Annotated in this window: 18 protein-coding genes and 1 pseudogene; 5 read left to right on the top strand and 14 right to left on the bottom strand. The window is 70.0% G+C overall.

The features are described from left to right. Positions 1-197 precede the first annotated feature (197 nt). Positions 198-1,139: a LysR substrate-binding domain-containing protein gene (locus K309_RS0102830; RefSeq protein WP_029045003.1), complete on the top strand. Its 942-nt coding sequence runs from the start codon at positions 198-200 to the stop codon at positions 1,137-1,139. Here the strand turns inward: K309_RS0102830 and K309_RS0102825 are convergent. The 7 genes from K309_RS0102825 to K309_RS0102795 all read right to left on the bottom strand — a co-directional run bounded on the left by K309_RS0102825 (position 1,108) and on the right by K309_RS0102795 (position 8,100). Next, the gene (locus K309_RS0102825; protein WP_029045002.1) at positions 1,108-1,413 is read right to left on the bottom strand and encodes a DUF2917 domain-containing protein; all 306 of its coding nucleotides are present in this window, start codon (positions 1,411-1,413) and stop codon (positions 1,108-1,110) included. The two genes, K309_RS0102830 and K309_RS0102825, sit on opposite strands and share 32 nt — an antisense overlap. 123 nt (positions 1,414-1,536) lie before the next feature. Then, positions 1,537-2,571: a porin gene (locus K309_RS0102820; RefSeq protein WP_035876602.1), complete on the bottom strand. Its 1,035-nt coding sequence runs from the start codon at positions 2,569-2,571 to the stop codon at positions 1,537-1,539. A gap of 104 nt (positions 2,572-2,675) precedes the next feature. Then, positions 2,676-3,671 (bottom strand): Bug family tripartite tricarboxylate transporter substrate binding protein, encoded by a 996-nt coding sequence (locus tag K309_RS0102815; RefSeq protein WP_029045000.1) that lies wholly within the window; start codon positions 3,669-3,671, stop codon positions 2,676-2,678. Between the two features lie 103 nt (positions 3,672-3,774). Next, complete coding sequence (locus K309_RS0102810) at positions 3,775-4,938, bottom strand: acyl-CoA dehydrogenase family protein (RefSeq protein WP_035876600.1); 1,164 nt, start codon at positions 4,936-4,938, stop codon at positions 3,775-3,777. A 30-nt stretch (positions 4,939-4,968) separates the two neighbouring features. Continuing rightward, entirely contained in the window at positions 4,969-6,192 is a 1,224-nt protein-coding gene (locus tag K309_RS0102805; protein ID WP_029044998.1) for an acyl-CoA dehydrogenase family protein, read from the bottom strand. A gap of 13 nt (positions 6,193-6,205) precedes the next feature. Next, complete coding sequence (locus K309_RS0102800) at positions 6,206-6,886, bottom strand: enoyl-CoA hydratase/isomerase family protein (RefSeq protein WP_029044997.1); 681 nt, start codon at positions 6,884-6,886, stop codon at positions 6,206-6,208. After that, positions 6,883-8,100, bottom strand: a complete 1,218-nt coding sequence (locus K309_RS0102795; RefSeq protein ID WP_029044996.1) for a CaiB/BaiF CoA transferase family protein — start codon at positions 8,098-8,100, stop codon at positions 6,883-6,885. Before K309_RS0102795 ends, K309_RS0102800 begins: the two co-directional genes overlap by 4 nt. 377 nt (positions 8,101-8,477) lie before the next feature. On the opposite strand from K309_RS0102795, the gene K309_RS0102790 reads away from it, so the two are divergent. Further along, positions 8,478-9,731: an alkyl sulfatase dimerization domain-containing protein gene (locus K309_RS0102790; protein WP_029044995.1), complete on the top strand. Its 1,254-nt coding sequence runs from the start codon at positions 8,478-8,480 to the stop codon at positions 9,729-9,731. Between the two features lie 48 nt (positions 9,732-9,779). Here K309_RS0102790 and K309_RS0102785 read toward each other — a convergent pair whose 3' ends face one another. The 6 genes from K309_RS0102785 to K309_RS0102760 all read right to left on the bottom strand — a co-directional run bounded on the left by K309_RS0102785 (position 9,780) and on the right by K309_RS0102760 (position 17,611). Further along, entirely contained in the window at positions 9,780-10,781 is a 1,002-nt protein-coding gene (locus K309_RS0102785) for a tripartite tricarboxylate transporter substrate binding protein (RefSeq protein ID WP_029044994.1), read from the bottom strand. 2 nt (positions 10,782-10,783) lie between these two features. Next, positions 10,784-12,121, bottom strand: coding sequence for a DUF1254 domain-containing protein (locus K309_RS0102780; RefSeq protein WP_029044993.1), 1,338 nt, complete (start codon positions 12,119-12,121; stop codon positions 10,784-10,786). Positions 12,122-12,134: 13 nt separating this feature from the next. Further along, complete coding sequence (locus K309_RS0102775; RefSeq protein WP_029044992.1) at positions 12,135-13,445, bottom strand: DUF1254 domain-containing protein; 1,311 nt, start codon at positions 13,443-13,445, stop codon at positions 12,135-12,137. Positions 13,446-13,493: 48 nt separating this feature from the next. Continuing rightward, on the bottom strand, positions 13,494-14,492 hold the full coding sequence (locus K309_RS0102770; protein ID WP_029044991.1) for a Bug family tripartite tricarboxylate transporter substrate binding protein: 999 nt from the start codon (positions 14,490-14,492) through the stop codon (positions 13,494-13,496). Positions 14,493-14,586: 94 nt separating this feature from the next. Next, a complete protein-coding gene (locus K309_RS0102765; RefSeq protein ID WP_029044990.1) occupies positions 14,587-16,752 on the bottom strand; it encodes an acetate--CoA ligase family protein in 2,166 nt (721 codons plus the stop codon). Positions 16,753-16,804: 52 nt separating this feature from the next. After that, positions 16,805-17,611: an IclR family transcriptional regulator gene (locus K309_RS0102760; RefSeq protein WP_029044989.1), complete on the bottom strand. Its 807-nt coding sequence runs from the start codon at positions 17,609-17,611 to the stop codon at positions 16,805-16,807. Between the two features lie 161 nt (positions 17,612-17,772). Between K309_RS0102760 and K309_RS0102755 the strand changes: the two genes are divergently transcribed. From K309_RS0102755 to K309_RS35820, 3 genes are all read left to right on the top strand, one after another. Continuing rightward, positions 17,773-18,771 (top strand): Bug family tripartite tricarboxylate transporter substrate binding protein, encoded by a 999-nt coding sequence (locus K309_RS0102755; RefSeq protein ID WP_029044988.1) that lies wholly within the window; start codon positions 17,773-17,775, stop codon positions 18,769-18,771. 22 nt (positions 18,772-18,793) lie between these two features. Further along, positions 18,794-19,783, top strand: a complete 990-nt coding sequence (locus tag K309_RS35825) for a LysR family transcriptional regulator (RefSeq protein ID WP_051320306.1) — start codon at positions 18,794-18,796, stop codon at positions 19,781-19,783. Positions 19,784-19,914: 131 nt separating this feature from the next. After that, positions 19,915-21,450, top strand: coding sequence for a sensor domain-containing diguanylate cyclase (locus K309_RS35820; RefSeq protein ID WP_051320305.1), 1,536 nt, complete (start codon positions 19,915-19,917; stop codon positions 21,448-21,450). A gap of 408 nt (positions 21,451-21,858) precedes the next feature. Here K309_RS35820 and K309_RS0102740 read toward each other — a convergent pair. Continuing rightward, a pseudogene (locus K309_RS0102740) lies at positions 21,859-22,725 on the bottom strand (YihY/virulence factor BrkB family protein); the annotation flags it as partial. Between the last annotated feature and the right edge of the window lie 143 nt (positions 22,726-22,868).

The raw sequence follows: 22,868 nt of genomic DNA, 5'->3' as shown, positions 1-22,868 counted from the left end.
CCGTCGGCAGCGCCACGGCCAGCGCAACGGCGAGGATCAGCAGCGTGGCCGCCCATCTATTGCAGCCGCCCCGGCGTCCTGCCTCAAGCGATCATTCTGTCGTTTTGCCATGCGCACCACGCATGGCAGAGGCGTCGCGGATCGTGCTGTAATGGGGTTTCGCGCGTCTTTATGCCGTGTTTGCCTGGAGGCCCCGCATGTCTGTCCCGCTCGTCCGACTGTTCCCGCTCGACCTGCTCAAGGGCTTCGTCGCCGTCGGCCGGCGCATGAGCATCACCCAGGCCGCGGACGACCTGTGCCTGACGCAGTCGGCGGTCAGCCGGCAGATCCACGCGCTGGAAGAGCAGCTGAAGGTGCCGCTGTTCGTGCGCAAGCATCGCGGCGTCGCCTTCACCGCCGAGGGCGAACGGTTGTTCCGCAGCGCCGACAGCGCGCTGCAGCAGCTGCAGGACGTGGTGGCCGAGGTACGCCGCATCGAGGGCCAGCGGCCGGTCACGGTCACCGCCAGCATCGGCGTGACGGGCTTGTGGCTGCTGCCGCGGCTGGGCAGCCTGCAGAAGACGCATCCGCACCTGGACGTGCGCCTGTCAGCCAGCAACCGCATCGGCGACCTGCGTGCCGAGGGCATCGACCTCGCCGTGCGCTATTGCCGCGACGCCGCGGCGCCGCCCGGTGCCATACGCCTGTTCGGCGAGCACATCGCCCCGGTGGCCCATCCCTCGCTGGTGCGCGAGATAGCCGAAGCCGGCGGGCACGACGAGCCGCTGCTGAGCCTGCCGCTTCTGGAATTCGACGATCCCCGCACATGGCTGCAGTGGCGCAGCTGGCTGGAGCCGGGCGGCTACCACCAGGCGAGCCAGCGCGGCATGCTGCGCTTCAACCAATACGACCAGGTCATCCATGCCGCGCTGGCGGGCCAGGGCATCGCACTCGGGCGACTGGAACTGGTGCGGCCGCTGATCGATGGCGGCCAGCTCGTGATCGTGCCGACGGCGCTGCAGGCGCCGCCGAGTCCGAACGCTTACTGGCTGGTCCATGCCTCGGACCAGCCGCGCGAGGATGTCAGGCGCGTGGCCGAATGGATCTGCCAGGAAGCCGCGCACACTGTCACGACGCGCGCGCGCGCCACAGCCACCTGAAGCGCCTGACCCACGACGATCCCGCGCTGCGGGAGCGTGACGGCGCTTCAACCTGGCACAACGCGGGGCCGGCGCCATGCAGCGCGGCGACAAACACATCGGCGTCACGATGCAGCCGGTAGCGTTCGCCCGGCGCAAGCATGACGTCAGGCGATGGCCGATCCCCGTCTTCGAAGGTCAGCCACAGGCTGCCCGCGCGGCAGGCCAGCTCCGCGCCGGCAGGCAGTCGCAGGCGCCGGCATTCCGCTTCGAGGGAAAGAGTGCATGAGGACATGGAAGGCTCCGGTTGGCCCTTCCATTGTGTGAACCGGTGAAGTGGCCTGCCATGAGCATTGCGTCGGCATGGCATGCCTGGCCGGCATGCCGCGCATGCCGCCCCGCCCCCGCCCCCCGGCCCTCAAAACCGATGCCGCAAGCCCACGCTCACCGACCTGGCATCGTCGCCGCTGCCCGGATCGATCGCGATGCTGTTGATGCTGGCGCTGCCGCCCGGACTGTTATGCACCCACACCGCCCGCATGTACGCCGTGGTGCGCTTGCTCAGGTCATGATCCCAGCCGATGGTCATGGCCAGCGGCCGTTCCCCGCCGCCCAGGATCTGCCGCTTGATTGCCGCGGCCTTGAAGATGTCGCGCGGCGTCACTGTCCAGCTGAAGGTCACGCCATAGTGGCGCGCCGACCGCGTCTCGGGGCGGTTGCTGCTTGCCATGCTGAACAGCAGGCCGACTTCCACCGGCTTGAAGCGGTAAGAGCCGCCGACAAAGTGGTTCGACGTCAGCGTCGGCTCCACCGGCACGTTGGCGCCGGTGTACATGCCCTGGTAGGTGTAGAACGCGTAGACGTTGCCGGCTTCGTAGGTCGCGTTCATGCCGAAGTTCAGCCCCGAGCGCGGCGAGCCCGGCACCTCGCCCGGCGCCACCGCCGCGCCGAAGGCGAAGCCGCCCCAGTTGGGCGAGAAGTACTGCACGGCGTTGTCGAAGCGCGCGCCATAGGCGACATGCCCGGTGCCCTGCGATGCCGTGGCGCTGAGCAGGTTGAATGGCGACACCGCGCCGTTGAGCAGGAACGGGTCGAGCCGCAGCAGCGCATAGAACGACGGCGTGTACTGGCGGCCGAGGCGGAATTCGCCCCACCCGTCGGACAAGCCCATGTACGCCTGCCGCCCGAACAGGCGGTTGTTGCCGAAGAACTCGGCGCCGTTGTCGATATTGAAGCCTGACTCGACCAGAAAGTTGGCCTTGAGGCCGCCGCCCAGGTCCTCGATGCCGCGGATGCCCCAGCGCGATGCCGCCTGCTGGCCTTCCCGCATCCGCACCACGCTGTCGGATCCCCGCGCGTATTCGATCGAGGCATCGACCACGCCGTACAGCTGCATCGTCCCCGCGGCCGTGTTGCCGCCGTAGAGCGCCGCCCCGGCCAATCCCATCGCCATCCACTGTCTAGCCTTCACGCTGCCTGTCTCCCGTCCTCGTTGTTGTCTTCGTGTGTTGCGTGTGTTGCGCTTGTTGCTTGTTGCTTGTTGCCCTCATTCCGCCTTCAGTCCGCCTTCAGTCCCGCCACCTTCACCACCTCGCCCCATGCCGCAAGGTCGGCGCTGACGAGCTTCGCCAGTTCCGCCGCGCTGGCCGGCGTGGCCGGCTTCAGGTTCATCGCGGCGAAGCGTTCGCGGTCTTCGGGCGATTGCAGGATGCGGTTCACCTCCGCGTTGAGCCGCGCGACGATCGGCGCGGGCAAGCCCCTGGGCCCGAACAACGCGACCCAGCTGGCTTGCTGGAACGGCACGCCCTGCTCGGTCATGGTCGGCACGTCGGGCGTGGGCAGCAGCCGCTCCGGGCCCGACACGGCAATGCCGCGAATGCGGCTGGATTTCAGGTGCGGGATGGACGAGACCGAATCGGTGATGCCGATGGTCACGTGGCCGGCGGCCAGGTCGTTGCTGCACTGGGTCGCGGTCTTGTAGGGGATATGGCGCAGGTGGATGCCGGTCTTCGCCTTCAGGTACTCCATCGCCAGGTGGCCGCCAGAGCCCACGCCCCACGAGCAGTACGCCAGTTCGCTCTTGCTGGCCTTCACATAGGCCAGCAGTTCCTGCAGGTTGCGCACGGGCACGCCGGCGCTGACGGCGAGCAGGTTGCCGCCCGGCGCGCTGGGGCGCGCGATCGGCGTGAAATCCCTGACCGGGTCATAGGGCAGCGACGGCGTGGTCCACGGGTTCACCGTCAGCGTGGCGGAATAGGTGAACAGCAGCGTGTATCCGTCCGGGGCGGCGCGGGCCACGGTCTCGCTGGCGATGATGCCGTTGGCGCCGGGGCGGTTGTCGACCACGACCGGCTGCTTCAGCGCCGTGGTCAGGCGCTCGGCGACCAGCCGTGCGGTCTGGTCGGTCACGGTGCCGGCGCCCGAGGGCAGCACCATGCGGATCGGCCGGTTGGGGTAGGCGGCCTCGGCGTGCGCGCCGGGGGCGGCCGCCAGGGCCAGCGCCGCAATGAGGGCAGAGCCGGCCCGGCGGGCGCCGGTGGAATGGTTCAACATGCTGCTGTCTCCGTGCGGCGCATTGGCCGCGCTGTGCCGGTGCGTTGCCGGCTTTCTTGTGAACGGGCGCTCGCCGGCGCCCCGGGTAAGGTCGGATGGCGCCTCAGGCTGCGTGCGCCTGCGCCGCCTGATCAGACTCCGCCAGCCGTTCGTAATGCCAGTCTGCATCGCCGAACAGATTCGCCAGCGCGGCCAGCCGCTTGTAGCAGTGGCCGATCTCCATCTCGTCTGTCATGCCCACCGCGCCGTGCAGCTGCACCACGTCCTCGCCAAGCGCCCGCCCCGCGACCGACACGAAAGCCTTGGCGAGCGAGACCGCGCGCCGGCGCGCGGGCACATCGCCGTGCAGGGCCGCAGCGGCGGCCTCGGTGATGGCGCGCGCCTGTCCGACGCTGACATACAGGTCCACCAGCCGATGGCGGATCACCTGGTTGGCGGACAGCGGGCGGCCGAACTGCTCGCGCGTCGTCACATAGTCGCGCGTCAGTTCGAAGGCACGGGCCATGGTCCCGACCGCTTCGGCGCAGGCCATCGTAGTGGCATGGTCGATGGCCGCTTCGACCAGCGGCCAGGCGCCATCCACCACCCCGATGCGGGCACTGTCCGGCACGCTGACGCGGCGCAGCGTCACGTTCGCGGTCTGGCGGCCGTCGTAGGTCGGCAGCGATTCGATGTGGATGCCGCGCGTTGCGGCCGGCACGGCGAACAGCGTCAGGCCGTCGCACTCGCGGCGCGCGCCGCTGGTGCGGGCCAGCACCAGCAGCACGTCGGCGCTGCCGCCGGCGAGGACCAGGGTCTTGCGGCCATCCAGCGTCCACCGGCCAGTGGCATCGTCGTGCTGCCGCGCGGTGGTGGCAACGTCGAAGGCGTCATGGCGCCCCTGCGGCTCCCACGCGGCCAGTGCCAGCAGCGTGCGTCCTTCCGCCATCGCCATCGCAGTGGCCACATGCGCCGGATCGCCGCACGCGGCCAGCAGCGGCGCGCACAGCGCGGCATTGGCCAGCCACGGTTCGGCTGGCTGCGCGCGGCCCAGCTCCTCGGCCAGCAAGGCCTGGTCGCTGGCATCGCCGAGGCCGCCGCACGCTTGCGGCAGGCCCAGCGCCAGCCAGCCGAATTCCGCAAAAGCCTGCCAGTGCCTGCGCGAGAAGCCGCCCGGCCCGGCCAGCGCCGCGCCACGCTGCGCGAAGCCGTAGTCGCGTTCGACATAGCGCCGCACGCTTTCCTGCAGCATGCGGCGATCGTCCTGATCGTCCTGAAAGTCGCTCATGGATTGGTTCCTGTTGCAGCGGTGCGGGGACTAGAGTCCCAGCACCTGCCTGGCCAGCAGCTCCTGCTGGATCTCGCTGGAGCCGCCGGCGATGGTGTAGCCGCGGGTGACGAAGCGCCGGGCCGAAGCCGCTGCCGCGTAGGCGGATTGCCCCGGTTGCGGTGCCGCCGGCTCGAAATGCGCGGCGCGGTCGTAGGCCAGCGTTTGGGGGCCGAGTGCATCGACGGCGAGGTTCTCGATGTCCTGGATCAGCCGGCTGCCCAGCAGCTTGAGCATGCCGGTCTCCGGGCCCAGCCGTTCGCCGGCGCGCGCCCGCTTTCGAAACCGCAGCACGGTTGCGGCCAGCGTTTCCAGACGCACCTCCAGTTCGCAATACCGGCGCGCAAACCACGGCCGCTGCAGCAGCGGCTGCCCGCCCTCTTCCAGCTCGGCGGCGACGGCGCGTACCTTGGCCAGCCGGCGCCGGTTCTCGGCCACGCGAGCCAGGTTCAGGCGCTCGTGCTCCAGCAGCGACTTGGCGATGGCCCATCCGGCGTTCTCGTCGCCGACGCGGTTGTTCACGGGCACCTCGACGTCATCGAAGAACACCTGGTTGAACAGGTGCCAGCCGTGGATCCCCACCAGCGGCCGCACGCTGATGCCGGGGCTGCGCATGTCGACCAGCAGGAAGCTGATGCCTTGCTGCGCGCGTGCTCCGCTGTCGGTGCGCACCAGGCAGAAGATCCAGTCGGCGTACTGCGCGTAGGACGTCCAGATCTTGCTGCCGTTGACCACGTACACCTCGGTGCCGTCGGGACGGGTCTTGCGCAGCGCGCGGGTCTTCAGCGAGGCCAGGTCGGAGCCGGCGTTGGGCTCGGAATAGCCCTGGCACCACCAGTGCTCCAGATTGAGGATGCGCGGCAGGAAGTACTGTTGCTGCGCGGGCGTGCCGTAGCGGATCAGGATCGGCCCGATCATCTCGATCGAGATGCCGCCGGTCTCCGGCGCGTGGGCCAGCACCAGTTCCTCCTGGAACGCGGCGCGGCGCCCGGCGCTCCAGCCCTGGCCCTCCCACTCGCGCGGCCAGTGCGGCGCGAGCCAGCCGCGTTCGGCCAGCCGGCGCTGCCAGTCGATCATCTCGTCCTTGCTTACCTCCAGGCCCAGGCGCACCTTCTCGCGCACGCCATGCGGCAGCGCCTGCGCGACGAACGCGCGCACCTCGCTGCGGAAGTCCAGCAGCGACGCTTCGCTGTCAGGGATAACGGATACGCTCATGCGGGGTCTCGCTTCAGTGATGGATATGGCGGCGGGTGCTGGCGGCGCGCATGCCGCCCTTGATCGCAGCGACGCCGTCGGCGGGGAAGCCGGCGATGGTCGCGGCCAGTTCGCGCGCGCGGTCCAGCACCTGGGCGTCGTCGGTGACTTCGGTGGCAATGCCCAGCCGCAACAGTTCGGCGGCCGGCACCCGGTCGCCCAGCAGGCACAGCCGCGCCGCCACCGCTTCGGAATGCCGCAGCGCGAGCCACGCCGCGTTGCGCGGTGCGGCCATGCCGAGGCGGATCTCGCCGATCTGCAGGAAGGCGCCGGCACCGCAGACCATCAGGTCGCCGGCCAGCGCCAGTGCCGCGCCGCCGTTGACCGCATGGCGCTCCAGCGCGACGATCCAGGCCTTGCGGCTTTGCAACAGGGACTCGTGTACCCGTTCCCAAATCCGCGCAAACGCGGCCATGCCACCGGGCTCCGCCTGCAGGGCCTTCAGGTCCAGGCCCGAACAGAAGGCGCCATCGGCGCCGCGCAGCAGCACGGCGCGCGTTTCGGCATCGGCGTTGATGGTGTCGACGGCATCGGCCAGCGCGCGGGCCAGCGCAGCGTCGATGGCGTTGCGGCGCGCCGGGCGGTTCAGCACGATCTCGGCCCAGCCGGCATGGCGCACCAGCAGCACCGGCGATGTGGCCGGGGTTGCGCTCATGCCGCCTCCGTTTGTTCGCAGCCGATCGCACCGGCGCGGACCAGATCGTTGATCTGCGCGGCGTCGTAGCCGAGTTCGGCCAGCACCTCGGCAGTGTGTTGGCCGAGCCGTGGCACGACGGCTATGTCGTCAGTCTTCATGCTTGCCAGCGTGAACGGCAGTCCCGGCAGCTCCAGCTGGCCGCCCTCGCCGTTGCCGACCGCGCGCAGGATGCCGCCGGCGCGCACGTCGTCGCTGGCGCCGACCTGGCGGTAGTCGCGCACCACACCGACGACGACGTGATGGTGCTCCAGCAACGCTCGCGCGGCATCGCCACTGAGGTGGCGCAGCGCTTTCCGCAGGATGGCCAGCAACGCGGGGCGGTTCTGCACGCGCAGCGCATTGCTGGCGAAGCGCGGGTCATGCGCCAGCGCGGGCTGGCCGATGGCCTGGCACAGGCGGCCGAAGTGCTCGTCCAGGTATGCCGACAGCACCACGTGCCCGTCCGCCACCGCGATCACGTCGGCCGCGGGCGCGGCCTTGGGCTGGCTGTTGCCGCTGCGCACCGGCAGCGCGCCGGAACACTGGTACTCGGCCCACAGCTGCGCCTGCAGCTGGATGCCGACCCGCAGCAGCGAGGTCTCGACGGTCTCGCCCATGCCGGTGCGCACGCGGCGGAACAGCGCGGCGAGGATGGCGTTGCCAGCGGCCAGCGCGGTGGCCGCGTCGATCAGCGCGAAGCCGGCCTTCAGCGGTTGCCCGCCGGCCTCGCCGGTGACGGACATCATGCCGCTTTCGGCCTGCGCGGCGATGTCCAGCCCGGGGCGCGAGCGCGACGGGCCGCGCGTACCGAAGCCGCTGATCGCGGCATAGACCAGTTCCGGTTTCGCTGCGCGCAGCGTGCCGGCGTCGAGGCCCAGCGCTTCCATCACCCCGTGGCGGGTGTTATGCAGCACCACATCGCTGGACAGTGCCAGCCGGCGCGCCGCCTCCACGCCAGCGCTGCTGCGCAGGTCCAGCGCGATGCCGCGCTTGCCGCGGTTGTACGCCAGGAACATCGGGCTCTGCGGGCTGGTGCCGTCGAAGCGCCGCGCGCTGTCGCCGCGCAGCGCTTCCACCTTGACCACGTCGGCGCCCAGGTCGGCCAGCATCATGGCCGCGCCTGGCGCCGCGATGAACTGCCCGAACTCCGCTACCCGAATGCCTGCCAGGGGCAGGTCTTGCCGGCTTGCCATGCGTTCCACTCCCGTTCCGTTGATGCGGAGACATCATGTGGCAGCCGCGCCTTTTGCGGCAGATGCCCGGATCGCGGGGGCGTAAACCCACGGTTAGCACCGCGGGCAATCCCGGGCTTCGCTGCCGCCTTAGCGCACCAGGCGACAACCGGGAACTGCCGCGCAACGCCGGCTGCTAACCACCGGTTCACACCGCGCCAGCGTGGCCGGCTCCCGCACCGCGCCGGCGCTGGCCCGACGGGCGATGCGCGTCGGCTTGCGGGGAGTTTCCCCAATCCCATGCGCCATCCGCTTGCGCGACATTGCCGTCAGGGCAAGCCGCATGCATCCGGCCGATGGCGGCAGCCGCATCCATTCTTTTGCTCAGGGAGCCACGCATGCAGGATTTCGAGGACAGGCCCGCCGCGCTGGTCACCGGCGCCGGGATCGAACCGGTCGAGGACGGCGTCTGGCTGTTGCACGGACAGGGACAGAGCTTCGTCGCCGACGTTGGCGGCGGACTGCTGGTGGTCGACAGCGGCCCGGGCGGCCGCGTCACCGCCGGCATGATCGAGGCGCTGCGCACGCAGACCAGCCTGCCGGTGCTGGCGCTGTGCTACAGCCACGGCCATATGGGCTACAACGCCGGCGTGCGGCAATGGCTCGACCATGCCGCCGCGCGCGGCGAGCCGGCGCCGCGCGTGCTTGCCCACGTCAACGTGCTGGCGCGCCAGGCGCGCTATCGCGAGACCGCCCGCATGCAGGAACGGATGGCGGAGATCCAGTTCCGCCGCCCGGCCGGCGCGCTGGCGGGCAAGCTCAACCATACCGCGCCGACCGAGACCTTCGCGGATGGCCTGACGCTCGGCCACGGCGAGCGTCGCGCCGAGCTGCTGTGGGCGCCCTCGGAGACCGACGATGCGATCGCGGTCTGGCTGCCGGGGCGGCGCGTGCTGTACGGCGGACCGGCCGTGATCGATTCCATTCCCAATGTCGGCACGCCCTTCCGCACGCTGCGCGATACCGTGCGCTGGGCCGAGACGCTGGAGCGCATGGCCGCGCTGCAGCCGCGTATCGTGGTGCGTGAGTTCGGTCCCATGCTGCATGGCGAAGCGGAATGCGAACGCGTGCTGGGCCAGACCGCGCGCGCGCTGCGCTGGCTGCGCGCCGAGGTGGTGCGGCTGATGAACGCCGGGTGCAACGAGCGCCAGATGCTGGCCGCGCTGAAGCCGCCTGCGGAGCTGTTCGAGCAGCCGTGGATGCGGCCGACGTACGGCGATCCCAGCTATATCGCGCGCGACATCTACCGCTCGGAAAACGGCTGGTGGGACCGCAACGCGACCACGCTGCACCCGGCCGCGCCGCAGGATGCCGCCGCGGAGATTGCCGCGGCGGTGGCCGACCACGGCGCGCTGATCCGCCATGCGCAAGCGCTGGCCGAACGCGGCGAAACGCAGCTCGCGCTGCATGTGATCGACGTGCTCGCGCTGGCCCCGGGGAATGCGCCCGCGCTGGCCGAGGCGCGCCGGTTCAAGGCCGCGTGGCTGCGCCAGCGCGCCGGACAGGTCAGGAGCTATGTGTCGCGCAGCCTGTATGGCGCCGCCGCCGACATGCTGGAACACGGCGCGGACGACACCTTCGGCATCCACTGAATGCCTGCCCGCACGCCACACGCACGCCTGCGTGCGGCGTGCATGCCGCTACTCCAGCACCACGCCGCTGGCCTTGATCACCGCCGCCCACTTGCGCACTTCCGCATCGATGAACCGCGCAAAGCCGGCACTGTCGCCCGGCTCGGGCTGCAATCCCAGCCCCGCCAGCTTGCTGCGCACGTCCGCGCCGGACAGCACCGCGCTGGCATCCTGGTTGAGCTGGCGCACGATCGCCGCGGGCGTGCCTGCCGGCGCCATCAGGCCGAACCAGCCGTAGCCGGTCACGCCGGGATAGCCCTGCTCGACGAAGGTGGGCGCATCGGGATAGACCGGCGTGCGCTGCTCGGACGCTACCGCCAGCACGCGCAGCTGCCCTGCCTTGATGAACGGCAGCGCCGTCGTGATGGCGGTGAGCGTGGCGTCGACACGGCCGGCCAGCAGCTCGGTATAGGCAGTGGCGTCGCCACGGTAGTGCACGTTCAGCACCTTGAACTTAGCCTGCGCGCCGAACAGTTCCGCGGTCAGGTGCGGCCCGGACCCGGCACCGGGCGAGGCGAAGGTGACGCCGTCCGCCTTGGCCCGCGCCAGCTTCACGAAATCCGCCACCGAACGCGCCGGCGAATCCGCCTTGACGATCAGGAACACCGGCCCGAGCACGCGCGGCCCCACCGCGACGAAGTCCTTGTGGATGTCGTATTGCTGCGGCAGGCCGGCCGCCGTATTGATGGCAAACGGCGCGGCCGCCCACAGCAGCGTGTAGCCATCGGGAGCGGCGCGGGCCAGCGTTTCGTTGGCGACCCGGGTGCCGGCGCCCGGCTTGTTCTCGACCACGAACTGCTGGCCATACTTGCGGCTCAGCGCTTCGGCCAGCAGCCGTGCCGAGGTGTCGTTGGACCCGCCGGGACCATACGGGGAAAGCAGGCGCACCGTGCGCGCCGGATACGCCTGCGCCAGTGCAGCCAGCGGCGCCAGCGCCGGCGCCGCGCCCAGCAGCGCCACGTCGCGCATGCGTGCCAGCAGGGCCCTGCGCGATATCTTGTCAGCAGTCATCGTCATGCCTCCATGGCCTGGATGCCCGGGTACGGGAAGGTCTTGCCAAGGTGCGCCTCGCCGGGCACGTAGAGCCGCAGCGCCACGTAGAAGGGCCCCGCCGGCGCCGGCAGCCAGTTGCCGTGGCGCGCCGCGTCGCGCGGCGCCGCGGCACCCAGGTGCAGGCGCAGGCTGCCGTCCGGCTCGTAGCGCAGGCTCGGCGAGCGGTCGCCCAGCGAATAGCGGCCGATCGGGTTCTCCACCAGCATGCAGTCGCCCTTGTCATACATGGTCAGCGACCAGAACGCGCCCACCTGCGGCAGCTTTCCGGCGGGGAACACCAGCTCGTGCGGATCGTTGCCGTCAAGCGGGCGTCCCTGCGCGTCGCAGTCGGCGATGATGTACATGGCCTCTTCCATGCCGAGCGCGCCGATGTAGTTGCGCGCCACCTGCGCGCGCTCGGCATAGCGCGTGCCGAATGACGCGCCGATCTCGACCGGCAAGCTCCAGCCGCCACCCAGTGCGGAAGGCATCGGCCGGGCCAGTTCGGCCAGCACCTGCTCCATGGCAGCGGCCAGCAGCGCCACCTGCGTTTCTTTCAGCGGCACGCCCTCGCACGCGGCACCGAGGCCGAGCGCGGCGAAGGCCTGCACGGTCGCCGCCTCGTCCGCCGGGGGCGGGTTCTCGCGCAGCGCGCGGTTCACCACTTCGGCGTAGCGCCGCACCTGCTGCGCCGACGCGCCGAGGTGTTCGTTGGGCTGCATGCCGACGTCGCAGGCGCGCACCGGGTCGCCGCCGTCCGGCAGCGTCAGCCGGAAGCGGTCCTGCAGCGCATGCACCGCGGGCAGGTCGTCGGGCCCGTCCACCAGCAGCCGGCCCAGCAGCCACACCGCATCGGTAGGACAGGCGATGGCGGTGGCGCCAGCCGGCGCTTCGCCCTGCCAGCCGGGACCGTGCAGCAGGAAGCGCCCGGCCTGCGTGCCGGTGGTGCGGCTGCCAATGTAGGCAAAGGGGTTGGTGTAGAAATCGAGCAGCCCGAGCACGTAGTAGCGGCCGGCGCTGTCCGGCACCTCCAGCAGCAGCGGCCCCTGCGACAGGTCGAGCCAGGCGTTGCTGTACAGCGTGTCGTTGTTGGGCGTGACCACCTGCCGGTGCTGCGGGCCCAGCAGCTGGCGCGTGTGGAAGAACTGGTTGACCCAGCGCAGCGTGCCGTCGGGGCGTGCATCGGCAAAGGCGCCTTCGCGGCGGCGGCGCGGGCAGGTGGCGGCGCGCATGCGCGCCATTTCATACAGCGGCAGCGTGTACAGCACGGCCTCGCGGGCAAGGGCGAGCGTGCGGGAATCGGCGGTGGATGGCGTCATGGAATTTCGCTCCTCAGGCAACCCGGCGCACCGGCGGAATGCGGTACTCGCCCGCGATAAAGGCCGGCGCGGGATGGTACAGGCGCAGGATCAGGTAGAACGGGCCCGCGGGCGCCGGCAGCCAGTTGTCGGCCTGTTCGGGCCGCCGGTGCGAGATCGGGATGATGAGGCTGCCGTCGGGCTCCATGCGCAGGCCCGGCGTGCGGTCTCCCACCGCGTAGCGGCCGATCTCGTTGGCGCAGAAGAAGCGGTCCTCGCCGTACAGCGAGACCGACCAGAACGCCTGCGCCGGCGGCAGCATGCCGGGCGGGAAGCGCAGTTCGTACGCCCGTGCCCCATGCAGCGGCTCGCTGTCGGCATCGAAATCGGCCATCGCGTAGATGGCCTCGTCGGCGCGCAGCGCGCCGAGGCCCTTCATCGCGGTGCAGGCGCGCTGCAGCCAGTCGTCGCCATAGACGCCGAGCTTCAGGCTGTAGCCCCAGCTCTTGCGGCCCTGGCTGCGCGTATGCGCCTCGATCAGCTGCATGGCCTGGCGATATGCGTTCTCCAGGCCGGCGCGGACCTCCGCGCGCAATGCCGTGACATCGATCTCGCCCTCCAGCTTCAGGCCGGCCTTGCGCAGCAGTGTGAACGCGCCCAGCTCGCGTTCGGTGGGCGGATACTCGCGCATCGCGTTGAACAGGTTCTGGAAGAAGTCGAGCGCCTCGTTGCCGGACTCGCACCAGTCGCGCACGCAGTGCGGCATGGTCTTGCCCGCTGCGTCCAGCGCAAAGCCGCTTTCGAATGCATGGGCCGCGGCCAGGTCGTCGGGGCCCTCCACCAGCACGCGGCCCAGCAGCCAGACCAGCGAGGTGGGGCACGCCACCACATGCCCGCCTTCGGCATGCTGGCCCGGGCCGACCAGGGTCACCGTGCCGCCTTCTGCCGGCACGTTGCGCGGGCCCAGGTTCTCGAAGTTGTTGGTGAAGGCATCCAGCAGCTCCACCACGTAGTAGCGGTCGCGTTGCGGCAGCGGCGGCACCCGCAGCGTGACCGGCCCGTCGGCCAGGTTGGCCCAGCCGCAGAAATACAGCAGGTCATTGGCGGGCGTGACGACGTCGCGGTCTTCATGCGTCCACTGGCGCTCGCTCGCCGACAGCGTATTGACCGGCGCGCGGCCATAACCGGTGGCCTCGCTGACCGCGGTCTGCACCTTGCAGGTACGGATCGTTTCGACCAGCGGATAGCCGTAGATCGCCAGCGGGATGGCGGCGGCGGCGACCAGCGCTTCCTGGCCGGAACTGTAGACAGGTGCGGAGAAGAGCTGTGGCGCGGGATGGTTCATGCAGGGACTCCGGAAAAATGGGCGGAAATAGCGGAAATGCGTGGCGGCTCATTCCTGGGCCGCGCCGCTCGACTTGACCAGCGCGGCCCAGGCGGGCACGTCGCTGCGCATCTGCGCGGCGAAGGCGCTGCGCGGCTGGGGGGTGTAGCGCATGCCGAGCGCTTCTGCCTGCGCCTTGATGGCGGGATCGCGCATGGCGGCGTTGGTGGCGCGTTCGAGCTTGTCGACGATCTCGGCCGGCGTGCGCGCGGGGGCGAACAGCGCAAACCAGCTGTCCACGCCGAACGCCACGCCCGCCTCGGTAAAGGTGGGTACGTCGGGCAGCGCGGGTGAGCGCTCGGAGCCGGTGACCGCCAGCGCCCTCACCTTGCCGCCGCGGATCAGCGGCAGCGTGCCGGCAAGGTCGGACATGGCCACGGGCAGCGTGCCGCCCATCACGTCGGTCAGCATCGGGCTGACGCCCTTGTAGGGAACGTGGCGCAGATGGATGCCGCCCAGCACGTTGAGGCTTTCGCCGGCGAGATGGCCGCCGGAGCCGTTGCCCCACGAGCCGTAGGTCAGGTCGGCGCCCGGCCGCTTTGCGGCAGCGATCAGCGCGGGCAGGTCGCGGCCGGTAAAGCCGGGGCCGGCGATCAGCACATTGCCGCCGTAGAAGAGGCGGCTGACGGGCACGAAGTCGCGCAGCGGGTCATAGGGCAGCTTGGGGAAGATGGCCGGTGCAATCGCATGCGTGGCGGAGATGCCCAGCACCAGCGTGTAGCCGTCGGGCGCGGCGCGCGCGACCTGTGCCGAGCCGATGGTGCCGGTAGCACCCGCCACGTTCTCCACCACCACGGTCTTGCCGAGTTCCTTCGACAGGCCCGCCGCGAGCAGCCGGCCGACCACGTCGGTGCCGCCGCCCGGCGGGAACGGTACCACCAGCCGGATCGGCTTGTCGGGATAGGGGCCGGCGTGCGCGGGGGATGTTATCCCGCACAGCGCCACGGCCAGCGCGCCCAGTCCGCGCAGCGCCATGCGCCGCGCCGGCAAGTGCGTGTGCCTTTGCATGCTTGTCTCCTGTCTTGTTTGAGGTATGACGTCCTGCCGCGGTGGCGGCGCCCGTCTGCGCGGGCATCCTTGACCACCGCGTTGCGCGCTGTCGCTATGAAGCGCTGCAACGATCCGCGCGAAGCGTGACCACCGCGTCGGCGGCGACCAGCCCCTGCGCGGTGACGATGAAAGGATTGATCTCGAGCGTGTCCAGGCGCTCGCCCAGATCGGCGGCGAGTTGCGATACCGTGGCCAGCACCTGCGCGGCGGCATCGAGATCCACCTCGGGGTTGCCGCGATGCCCTTCGCACAGCGCGGCGGCGCGGCTGTCGCGCAGCATCGCGCGCGCCTGCGCGCGCGACAGCGGTGCCAGCCCGCAGGCGGTCTGGCGGAAGATCTCGACGGCGGTGCCGCCGATGCCCGCCAGCGCCACCAGCCCAAACACCGGGTCGCGCCGCACGCCGACCATCACCTCGCCCCAGCCGCGCACCATGCGCGCCACCAGCACGCCCTCGAACGGCACCGGAGCGCCGCTTTCGGTGCGCGCCAGGGCGATCGCTTGCGCCATGCGGGCAAAGGCTTCGCGCACGGCCTGCGCATCGGCGAGGTTGAGGGCGACCCCGCCGACATCGCTCTTGTGCAGGATCTCGCGCGAGCACAGCTTGACCACCACGGGATAGCCAAGGCCCTCGGCGATGCGCACCGCCTCGTCCGCATCGCGCGCGAGCCCGTGCGGTGCCACTGGCACCCCGGCGTCGGCGAGCAGGCGCATGGCCTCGTATTCGGACAGCGCCGTGGCTTCGGCTGGCAGCTCGCGCACGAGGCCATCGCGCCGCGGCTCGGTCCCTGACGACGTACACGGGCCGGCTCCCAGCGCCGCCGCCCGCGCCAGCGTGGCGACGGCTTCGACCGCATGGCCCGGTTCGCGGAACACCAGGCAGCCGCGCGCTTCCAGCCATGCGCGCTTGTCGTCGTCGACGATGCCGGCCAGCAGCAGCGGCGCGGCATTCGCGTCTTCGCTCAACGCACCGATGGTCTGCTGCAGTTCCGGCCACAGCCGCGGCGCATTGGCGCCCCCGGCCAGGAAGGCCGCCACGCAGCCATAGGCGCCGCTGCGCGCCACGCCCGCGAGGGCATCCATGAACACGCGCGGCTGCGCCACCACCTGCCCCGTCACGTCGATGGGATTGGCGGTGCTGGCGAACGGGATCGCGGTGCGCAGCGCCTCGGCCGCGTCATCCGGCATCGGCGGCAGCGGCAAACCCAGCTGTTCGGCGCGGTCGGCCATCATGATGCCCACCCCGCCCGACACGGTGACGATCGCCAGCGGCGTAGCGGCGCCGCCATCGGCACCGGCCGCGCGCTGCGAGGTCGCCGGCCGCCGGCCGCGCGACAGCACGTAGCCGAGCCGGAAGAACTCTTCCAGCGTATGGGCCCGGTGCACGCCGTAGGCGTCGAACACCACCTGGTAGACCGCGTCCTCGCCGGTCAGGCTGGCCGTGTGCGACTGGGCCGAGCGCGCGCCGGCCGCCGTGGTGCCAACCTTAGTGACCACCACCGGCTTGCCTGCCGCGCGGGCCGCGGCCAGCGCCTGGCGCAGGCGCGCGCCATCGCGGCAGCCTTCGATGTAGGCGAGGATCACGCGCGTGTTCGGGTCATTGGCCAGCCATGCGATCACGTCTGCCACCTGCAGCCCGGCCTCGTTGCCGGTGGTGACCCAGTGGCTCAGGCCCAGCCCCGCCTCGCGCGCCAGCGCGTACGCATAGGCACCGAAGGCACCGCTCTGGCTGACCAGCCCGACTTCGCCGACCGGCGGCACGCCGCTGAGCGGGATCGGCGAGAAGGTGGCGAACATGCGCTCGCGCAGGTTCATTGCGCCGAGGCAGTTCGGGCCCAGCAGCGTCACGCCCGCATCGCGCGCACTGCGGGCCAGCATGTCCTGCATGCGCACGCCGCCCTCGCCGGCTTCCGCGAAGCCGGAAGTGAAGACCACCGCCGCGCGCGTGCCGTTGCCGGCCAGCTGCGCCATCACGTCCTGGCTGGCGCTGGCGGGCACCGCCACGATCGCCAGGTCGACGGGCTCGCCGATGTCCGCCAGCGAGCCATAGGCGCGCAGGCCCTGCACTTCGGCAGCGGACGGGTTGACCGGATAGACGCGTCCCGCATAGCCCAGTTCGCGCAGCAGCCGGATCGGCATGCCGCCCACCTTGTCCGGCTGGGTGGAAGCACCGACCACCGCGATCGAACGCGGGTACAGCAGGGAATTCAGGTCAACCATGTGGCAGTCTCCGGGTCTTGTTTTCTGGATAGTTTCGGTCGGGCCTGGCGGGCTATTGCCGCAGGCCGGTGGCGGCCTCGATGGAACGGACCATCTCCATCAGCAGCGGCGCCACCTTCTTTTCCATCATCCCGCGCTTCACCTGCGAGCCGGGCACGGCGCAGTTGAACAGCAGCGGACGGTTCAGGTATTTGATGCGCGAATAGACGCCCACGCCGTACACGCCGATGCCGGCATCGCCCTCGTTGAGCGCGAAGCCGCGCTTGGGGTAGTGCGCCACGTTGTGGCACAGCGTGTCGTAGAACGCCGCGTATTCCTCGGGCCGCTCCTCGCGGGCGGCTGCCATCAGGTTTTCGAACTGCGCCTTCGACAAGGTGCACAGGTAGGCCCGGCCCATGGCCGTGCTCAGCACCGAGCGCACGGCGCCGGTTCCCGGCCGCGCCGGGGTGCCCTCGTTGTGGGTGCAGGACTGCAGGTAGGTCACGTCGAGCCGGTGCGCCACGCCCATCGACACAGCGCCCTCCACGCGGTCCGCCAGCGCCTGCATCAGCGGACGAGCCACGTGGCGCACCTGCAGCCCGGTCAGGTACGGGTAGCCCAGCGCCAACACCTGGGCGCTGACGAAATACTTGTCGAGCTTCGGGTCCCAGTCGAGGTAGCCCAGCTCGAACAGCGTGCGGCAGATGCGCGAGACGGTGGCGCGCGGCAGCTGCAGCCGCTGCGCCAGCTCGCCGTTGCCGAGCGGGCGCGGCTCGTCGATAAAGCAGCGCAGCAGGGCAAAGCCCTTGGCCAGCAGGCCGCCGAAGGACGGGTCCTCGCGGCGGCGTTCGGCGATGAATTGTTCGACTGGCAGGTTCATGGCGTTTTCCTCTTTACCCAGTCTGGACAGCACGTCATCCAGTGTCAAAAAGCGGAATCAATTTCCACATATTGGAAATATAGGCCATCGTGTTGACCCCTCCGGCGCGCCGACCATAAGGTTCTCCGCATCGGACACAGATTCGAAAAGGAGACAAAACAATGAAGCAACGCACCCTTGTCCGCGGCCGGCGTGCCGTGCTGATCACAGCCGCGGCCTTGTGCCTGCTGCCGTCTGGCGCAGGCGCCGAGGATGCCTACCCGGCCAAGCCCGTGCGGCTGGTGGTGGCGTACCCGGCAGGCGGCCTGACCGACACGCTGGCGCGCGCGCTGGCGGACGGCCTTGGCAAGCGGCTGGGCCAGACCATCGTGGTCGAGAACAAGGGCGGCGCGGGCGGCATCATCGGCACTGACCAGGCGGCCAAGGCAGCGCCCGACGGCTACACCCTGCTGCTCACCATTCCCGGCCCGATCACCGCCAACCTGGCGCTGTACAAGAAGCTGCCCTACGATCCGCGCACCGACCTGCGGCCGATTTCGGATATCGCCACCGCACGCACCGTGCTGGCGGTCAATGCCGCCGTCCCGGTGAGGACCGTGGCCGATCTGATCGACTATGCGAAGAAGGAACCCGGCAAGCTGCGCATGGGTTCGTGGGGACCGGGCACCCAGCCGCATACCATCCAGACCTACATGGCCAAAAAGTATGGCGTCGACATCCTGCACGTGCCCTACCGCGGCGAGGGACCGATGGTGACCGACCTGCTGGCTGGCCAGGTCAACGTCACGGTGGGCTCGGTCACCGCGCTGCAGCAGCACTTCGCGGGCGGCAAGCTGCGGCCGATCGCCGTGACAGGCCCGCGCCGCGCGAGGTCGCTGCCCGACGTGCCCACCTTTGCCGAGGCCGGCTTTCCCGATGAAGCCTACCGGCTGACCGGGCCGATCACGTTGATGGCCCCTGCCAGGACACCACAACCCATCATCGACCGCCTCGGCCGCGAGGTCAGCGCGCTGGTGAAAAGCCCGGCCTTCGCCAAACGCGTGGAAGACATGGGCGCCGAACCCATCGGCAACATCCCGTCCGAAGCGGCCAGCGCCTACACGGCCTACCTGCCAGTGGTGCTGAAACTGACCGCCGACACCGGGGTCACGCTCGACTGACGCCCCAACCGGAGCGCCTGCCATGCGGCTCAGCCAGATCCAGGACTTCATCGCGGTGGCGGAAGGCGGCAGCATCCGTGCCGCGTCCCGGACGCGCGACGTATCGGCGCCCGCGCTCACCAAGAGCATCCGGCAACTGGAGGACGAGCTGCATGTGCCGCTGCTCACGCGCACCACGCGTGGCGTGGTGCTGTCGAACTACGGCGAGGCGTTCCTGCGCCGCGCACGCCTGATCGCAGCGGAGGCCCGCAGGGCCGCCGAGGAGATGACGCAGATGCTGGGCGCCCGCACCGGCACGGTCCGCCTCGGCGTCACGGGCGGACCGGCGCACCTGCTCGTGCCCGCGGCGCTGAACCGCTTCCGGCGGCAACACCCGGAAGTCCAGCTCTGCATCGACAGCGGCCGGTATGCGGTGCACCTGCAGGATTTGCGCGCGGGCCTGATCGACATGGCGGTGAGCCCGGTTCCCGACGCAGGCATCGACCACGACTTTATCTGCGAGCCGCTCTACAACAACGACTCGGTGGTCGTTGCGCACCAGGAGCATCCGCTGCGCCATGCGCGGTCGCTGCGCGAGCTGGTGGGATCCGAATGGATCCTGACGACCGCCGGCATGCACGGCCCGGGCGCGGCCATCATGGATGCGTTCCGGGCGCGCAGCCTGCCGCTGCCGCGCGTGGCGGTGCGCTGCGATACCTTTGGCATGATCCAGGCGCTGCTGCAGGACCGGAAGCTCCTGTGCATGGTGGCGCGCCAGCTGATGCAGGCCCGGGCTTCGGCTTCGACCGGATTGGCTGTCCTGCCGATCGAGGACGTCCTGCCCAGCCATACCGTGTGCCTGATCTACCGTGCCGACTCGCCGCTGCCGCCCGTCGCGGCCAGCTTTGCCGCGCAGCTCAGGCGCGAGGCGCACTACCTGGTCAACATGCCGGACAGTCCGCTGCGGCGGCCCGGCGCTGCGCCGCCGGCGTGCGACCCGGCGCCGTTTGCAAGTGGCGATCTGGTGACATGAGGCCGGACCGGCACGCCCCGAGGTGATTTGCAGGCCGTTAAACTCAGTTGTGACATTTTTTCCCACGGCTCAGCCGAAGTACCCGCGGGCACTACAATGCTGCGAAAAATGCACCGGCAGCGCCCGCCTCCATGATCGACCTTGCAAGACGACGCCTGCGCGTACGCCTGAACCCCGCTGCGATGATCGTCCCGGCGACCATCGTCCTGGCGATTGCCATTGCCGGACTGGGCGCCGCGGCACTGGCCCAGATGCGAAGCGACGCCCTGGCCAGCGCCAGCGAAGCCTCGGCCAACCTCGCGCTCACGCTGGAGCGCAGCATCTCGCGCAACCTGCATATCTACCAGTTCGCCATCGCCGGCGTCGCCGATGCCATGCAGGACCCGGAAGTGATGCAGCTGCCGACCGCCTTGCGGCAGCGCGTGCTGTTCGACCGTTCGATCAATGCCGAAGACATGGGCTCGCTGCTGGCCACCGATACCAGCGGCAATCTCGTGCTCGATTCGCACAAATGGCCGCCCCGCGCCGTAAACCTTGCGGACCGCGACTATTTCCAGGCCCACGTGCACAACGCCAACGCCGGCATCTTCCTCAGCCAGCCGTTCCAGCCACGGCTCACCGCGGACAACAAGTCCATCGGCCTGAGCCGCCGGGTGTCAAGGCCTGACGGCGCTTTCCGCGGCATCGTCGTCGGCACCCTGCGCCTGAACTACTTCCGCAAGCTGTTCGATGGCGTCAGCCTCGGCGCAGGCGGTACGCTGACGCTGCTGCGCAACGACGGGACCATCATCATGCGCCGCCCCTACGACGATTCGTCGGTGGGCCGCAATATCTCGGCCAGCCCTTCCTTCGCGCCGCTGCTGCGGGGCACCGAAGGCAGCTTTATCGGCGTCGCCGCGGTCGACGGCGTGCGGCGGCTGTATAGCTACCGGCGCCTGCCCGACTTCCCGCTCATGGTGGTGGTCGGGCTCTCGGTCCACGACGTGCTGGCCCCCTGGTACAAGCGCGCGTGGTGGTTCGCCGGGCTGATCGCCGTGGTCGATGGGCTGATCGTGGCGCTGGCAGTGCTGCTGTCGCGCCAGTGGCGCCGCCGCCTCGACATGGAAGCGCACCTGCGTCTGATGGTGAATACCGATGGCCTGACAGGCCTGGGCAGCCGGCGCGCGCTGGATGACGCCGCCGACAAGGAGTGGCGGCGGGCACGGCGCGAGGGCCAGCCGCTGTCGCTGCTGATGGTCGATGTCGACCACTTCAAGCAGTTCAACGACCGCTATGGCCACCTTGCCGGTGATGATGCGCTGGCCGCGGTCGGCGACAGCATCCAGAGACATATCCGCCGCCCGGGCGACTATGCCGGCCGCTACGGCGGCGAGGAATTCGCGATCCTGCTGCCCGGCACGCCTGCCGCCGGCGCCGCCAGGGTCGCCGAGGCCATTCGCCATGCGGTGCAGGCACTCGAGATCCCGAACGCGGCCAGCCCGCTCGGCGCGGTGACGGTCAGCATCGGCGTTGCCACCAGCTCGGCCAGCGGCGGGGACGCCCAGCCGTTCGCGGACCTGCGCGCCTTCCTGCATGGCGGCGACCAGGCGCTCTACCTGGCCAAGCGCGACGGCCGCAACCGCGTGGTGGTATTGGGCGAGGCCACGCCGGCGGCGCTGGCCATCTGATGCGGCGCCTCAGTGCGTCCGGTGCAGGCAAGCTTCGACGTAGCTCACGCCGAACTTGATCAGGTTGCGGGTATCGCCTGAATGATGCCCCGCCTCGGCAGACACGACCAGTGCCTGCGCCAGTTCCCGCAGGCGGTTACGCAATGCCTGCCTGTCCGAGCCCGCGGCGCTCCTGAAGTGGGTAAAGGCTTTCTCGGCAGCGTCCGCGATGGCGACCGCCGTCGCCTGCCCCTGCTCTCCCGCCTTGACGGCGGCGGTCACGATCTCGTCGACATAGAGCGCCACGATCGGCGTCACGCCGTCGTCGCCGGCCTTTACCGGATGGCGTGCCGCCTCGCCTTGGGCATGCTCGTCCACGACCACCTGCGCCCGCCCACGTATCGGCGCAGTCGGCTGCGGCTGGCCGCTGTGCCGCAGCGAGCCGAAACGCTGGGCAAAATGCCAGGTAAATTCGGCACCCAGCAGAAAAATCTGCGCGGCGTAGTACACCCATAACAGCAACACCACCAGCGACCCGGCGGCGCCATACCCGCTGGCCACGCCACTCTTGCCGATATACAGGCCGATCAGGAACTTGCCCAGCGTGAACAGCAGCGCCGTGACGACCGCGCCCAGCCAGACGTCGAACCAGCGGATCTTGGTGCGCGGCATGATCTTGTAGATCATCGCGAATACCACGGTCGTCAGCACCAGGCTGATGACGGTGTCCAGCGCATGCCCGACCGCCTCGTCGATGCCCAGCAGCGGCCCCCACTCACGCCCCAGCGCCGAGATGCCGGCACTGAGCAGCAGCGAAACCACCAGCAGGAAGCCGATGCCCAGGATCATGCCGAACGAGAGCAGCCGAGCGCGCAACAGCGAAAACAGGCCCGAACTCTTCTGGCGCTGCGGCACGCGCCAGATGCGGTCGAGCGCCGACTGCAGTTCGGCAAACACCGTGGTCGCGCCCACCAGCAATGCCACCACGCCCAGGGTGGCGGTAATCGTGCTGGTGGCCGGTTCGCTGACCGCGACCAGCATCTCTTCGACCGCCTCCGCCCCTTCGGCGCCGATCAGCCCGTTCAGCTCGCTGACGACCTCGCCGCGCGCCGCCTCCGCGCCGAATATCACACCCGCCACGGTGATGACGATCATCAGCAGCGGGGCGATCGAGAAGACGGTGTAGTACGCCAGCGCCGCGCCCATGCTCGGGGCATAGTCGTCGATCCACGACTTGATGCTCTCGCGGATCAGCTCGAAGGCGGCGCGCGGCGACACGGGGTCAAGGGAAGGCATGCGAGGTGCTGTCGCGACGTGTCCTGCATGGGAATAGCAAATCCCATTCCAGAGCACCGGCACCCGCAATGCGCCGCCTGTGGCGGCATCCTCGCGTTCCAGGTTGTAACGAGCACTTCCAGAATTACCAGCCGTGCCTTTTT

The sequence above is a fragment of the Cupriavidus phytohabitans genome, from assembly GCF_000426345.1.
Lineage (GTDB): Bacteria > Pseudomonadota > Gammaproteobacteria > Burkholderiales > Burkholderiaceae > Cupriavidus.
The sequence above is the reverse complement of the archived record's forward strand: the minus strand, read 5'-3'. Positions and strand labels throughout refer to the sequence as shown.

Excerpts from the sequence above, each read along its gene's own strand:
- K309_RS0102830 (WP_029045003.1), top strand. The coding sequence starts at position 198 with ATGTCTGTCCCGCTCGTCCGACTGTTCCCGCTCGACCTGCTCAAGGGC.
- K309_RS0102825 (WP_029045002.1), bottom strand. The coding sequence starts at position 1,413 with ATGTCCTCATGCACTCTTTCCCTCGAAGCGGAATGCCGGCGCCTGCGA.
- K309_RS0102820 (WP_035876602.1), bottom strand. The coding sequence starts at position 2,571 with ATGGCGATGGGATTGGCCGGGGCGGCGCTCTACGGCGGCAACACGGCC.
- K309_RS0102815 (WP_029045000.1), bottom strand. The coding sequence starts at position 3,671 with ATGTTGAACCATTCCACCGGCGCCCGCCGGGCCGGCTCTGCCCTCATT.
- K309_RS0102810 (WP_035876600.1), bottom strand. The coding sequence starts at position 4,938 with ATGAGCGACTTTCAGGACGATCAGGACGATCGCCGCATGCTGCAGGAA.
- K309_RS0102805 (WP_029044998.1), bottom strand. The coding sequence starts at position 6,192 with ATGAGCGTATCCGTTATCCCTGACAGCGAAGCGTCGCTGCTGGACTTC.
- K309_RS0102800 (WP_029044997.1), bottom strand. The coding sequence starts at position 6,886 with ATGAGCGCAACCCCGGCCACATCGCCGGTGCTGCTGGTGCGCCATGCC.
- K309_RS0102795 (WP_029044996.1), bottom strand. The coding sequence starts at position 8,100 with ATGGCAAGCCGGCAAGACCTGCCCCTGGCAGGCATTCGGGTAGCGGAG.
- K309_RS0102790 (WP_029044995.1), top strand. The coding sequence starts at position 8,478 with ATGCAGGATTTCGAGGACAGGCCCGCCGCGCTGGTCACCGGCGCCGGG.
- K309_RS0102785 (WP_029044994.1), bottom strand. The coding sequence starts at position 10,781 with ATGACTGCTGACAAGATATCGCGCAGGGCCCTGCTGGCACGCATGCGC.
- K309_RS0102780 (WP_029044993.1), bottom strand. The coding sequence starts at position 12,121 with ATGACGCCATCCACCGCCGATTCCCGCACGCTCGCCCTTGCCCGCGAG.
- K309_RS0102775 (WP_029044992.1), bottom strand. The coding sequence starts at position 13,445 with ATGAACCATCCCGCGCCACAGCTCTTCTCCGCACCTGTCTACAGTTCC.
- K309_RS0102770 (WP_029044991.1), bottom strand. The coding sequence starts at position 14,492 with ATGCAAAGGCACACGCACTTGCCGGCGCGGCGCATGGCGCTGCGCGGA.
- K309_RS0102765 (WP_029044990.1), bottom strand. The coding sequence starts at position 16,752 with ATGGTTGACCTGAATTCCCTGCTGTACCCGCGTTCGATCGCGGTGGTC.
- K309_RS0102760 (WP_029044989.1), bottom strand. The coding sequence starts at position 17,611 with ATGAACCTGCCAGTCGAACAATTCATCGCCGAACGCCGCCGCGAGGAC.
- K309_RS0102755 (WP_029044988.1), top strand. The coding sequence starts at position 17,773 with ATGAAGCAACGCACCCTTGTCCGCGGCCGGCGTGCCGTGCTGATCACA.
- K309_RS35825 (WP_051320306.1), top strand. The coding sequence starts at position 18,794 with ATGCGGCTCAGCCAGATCCAGGACTTCATCGCGGTGGCGGAAGGCGGC.
- K309_RS35820 (WP_051320305.1), top strand. The coding sequence starts at position 19,915 with ATGATCGACCTTGCAAGACGACGCCTGCGCGTACGCCTGAACCCCGCT.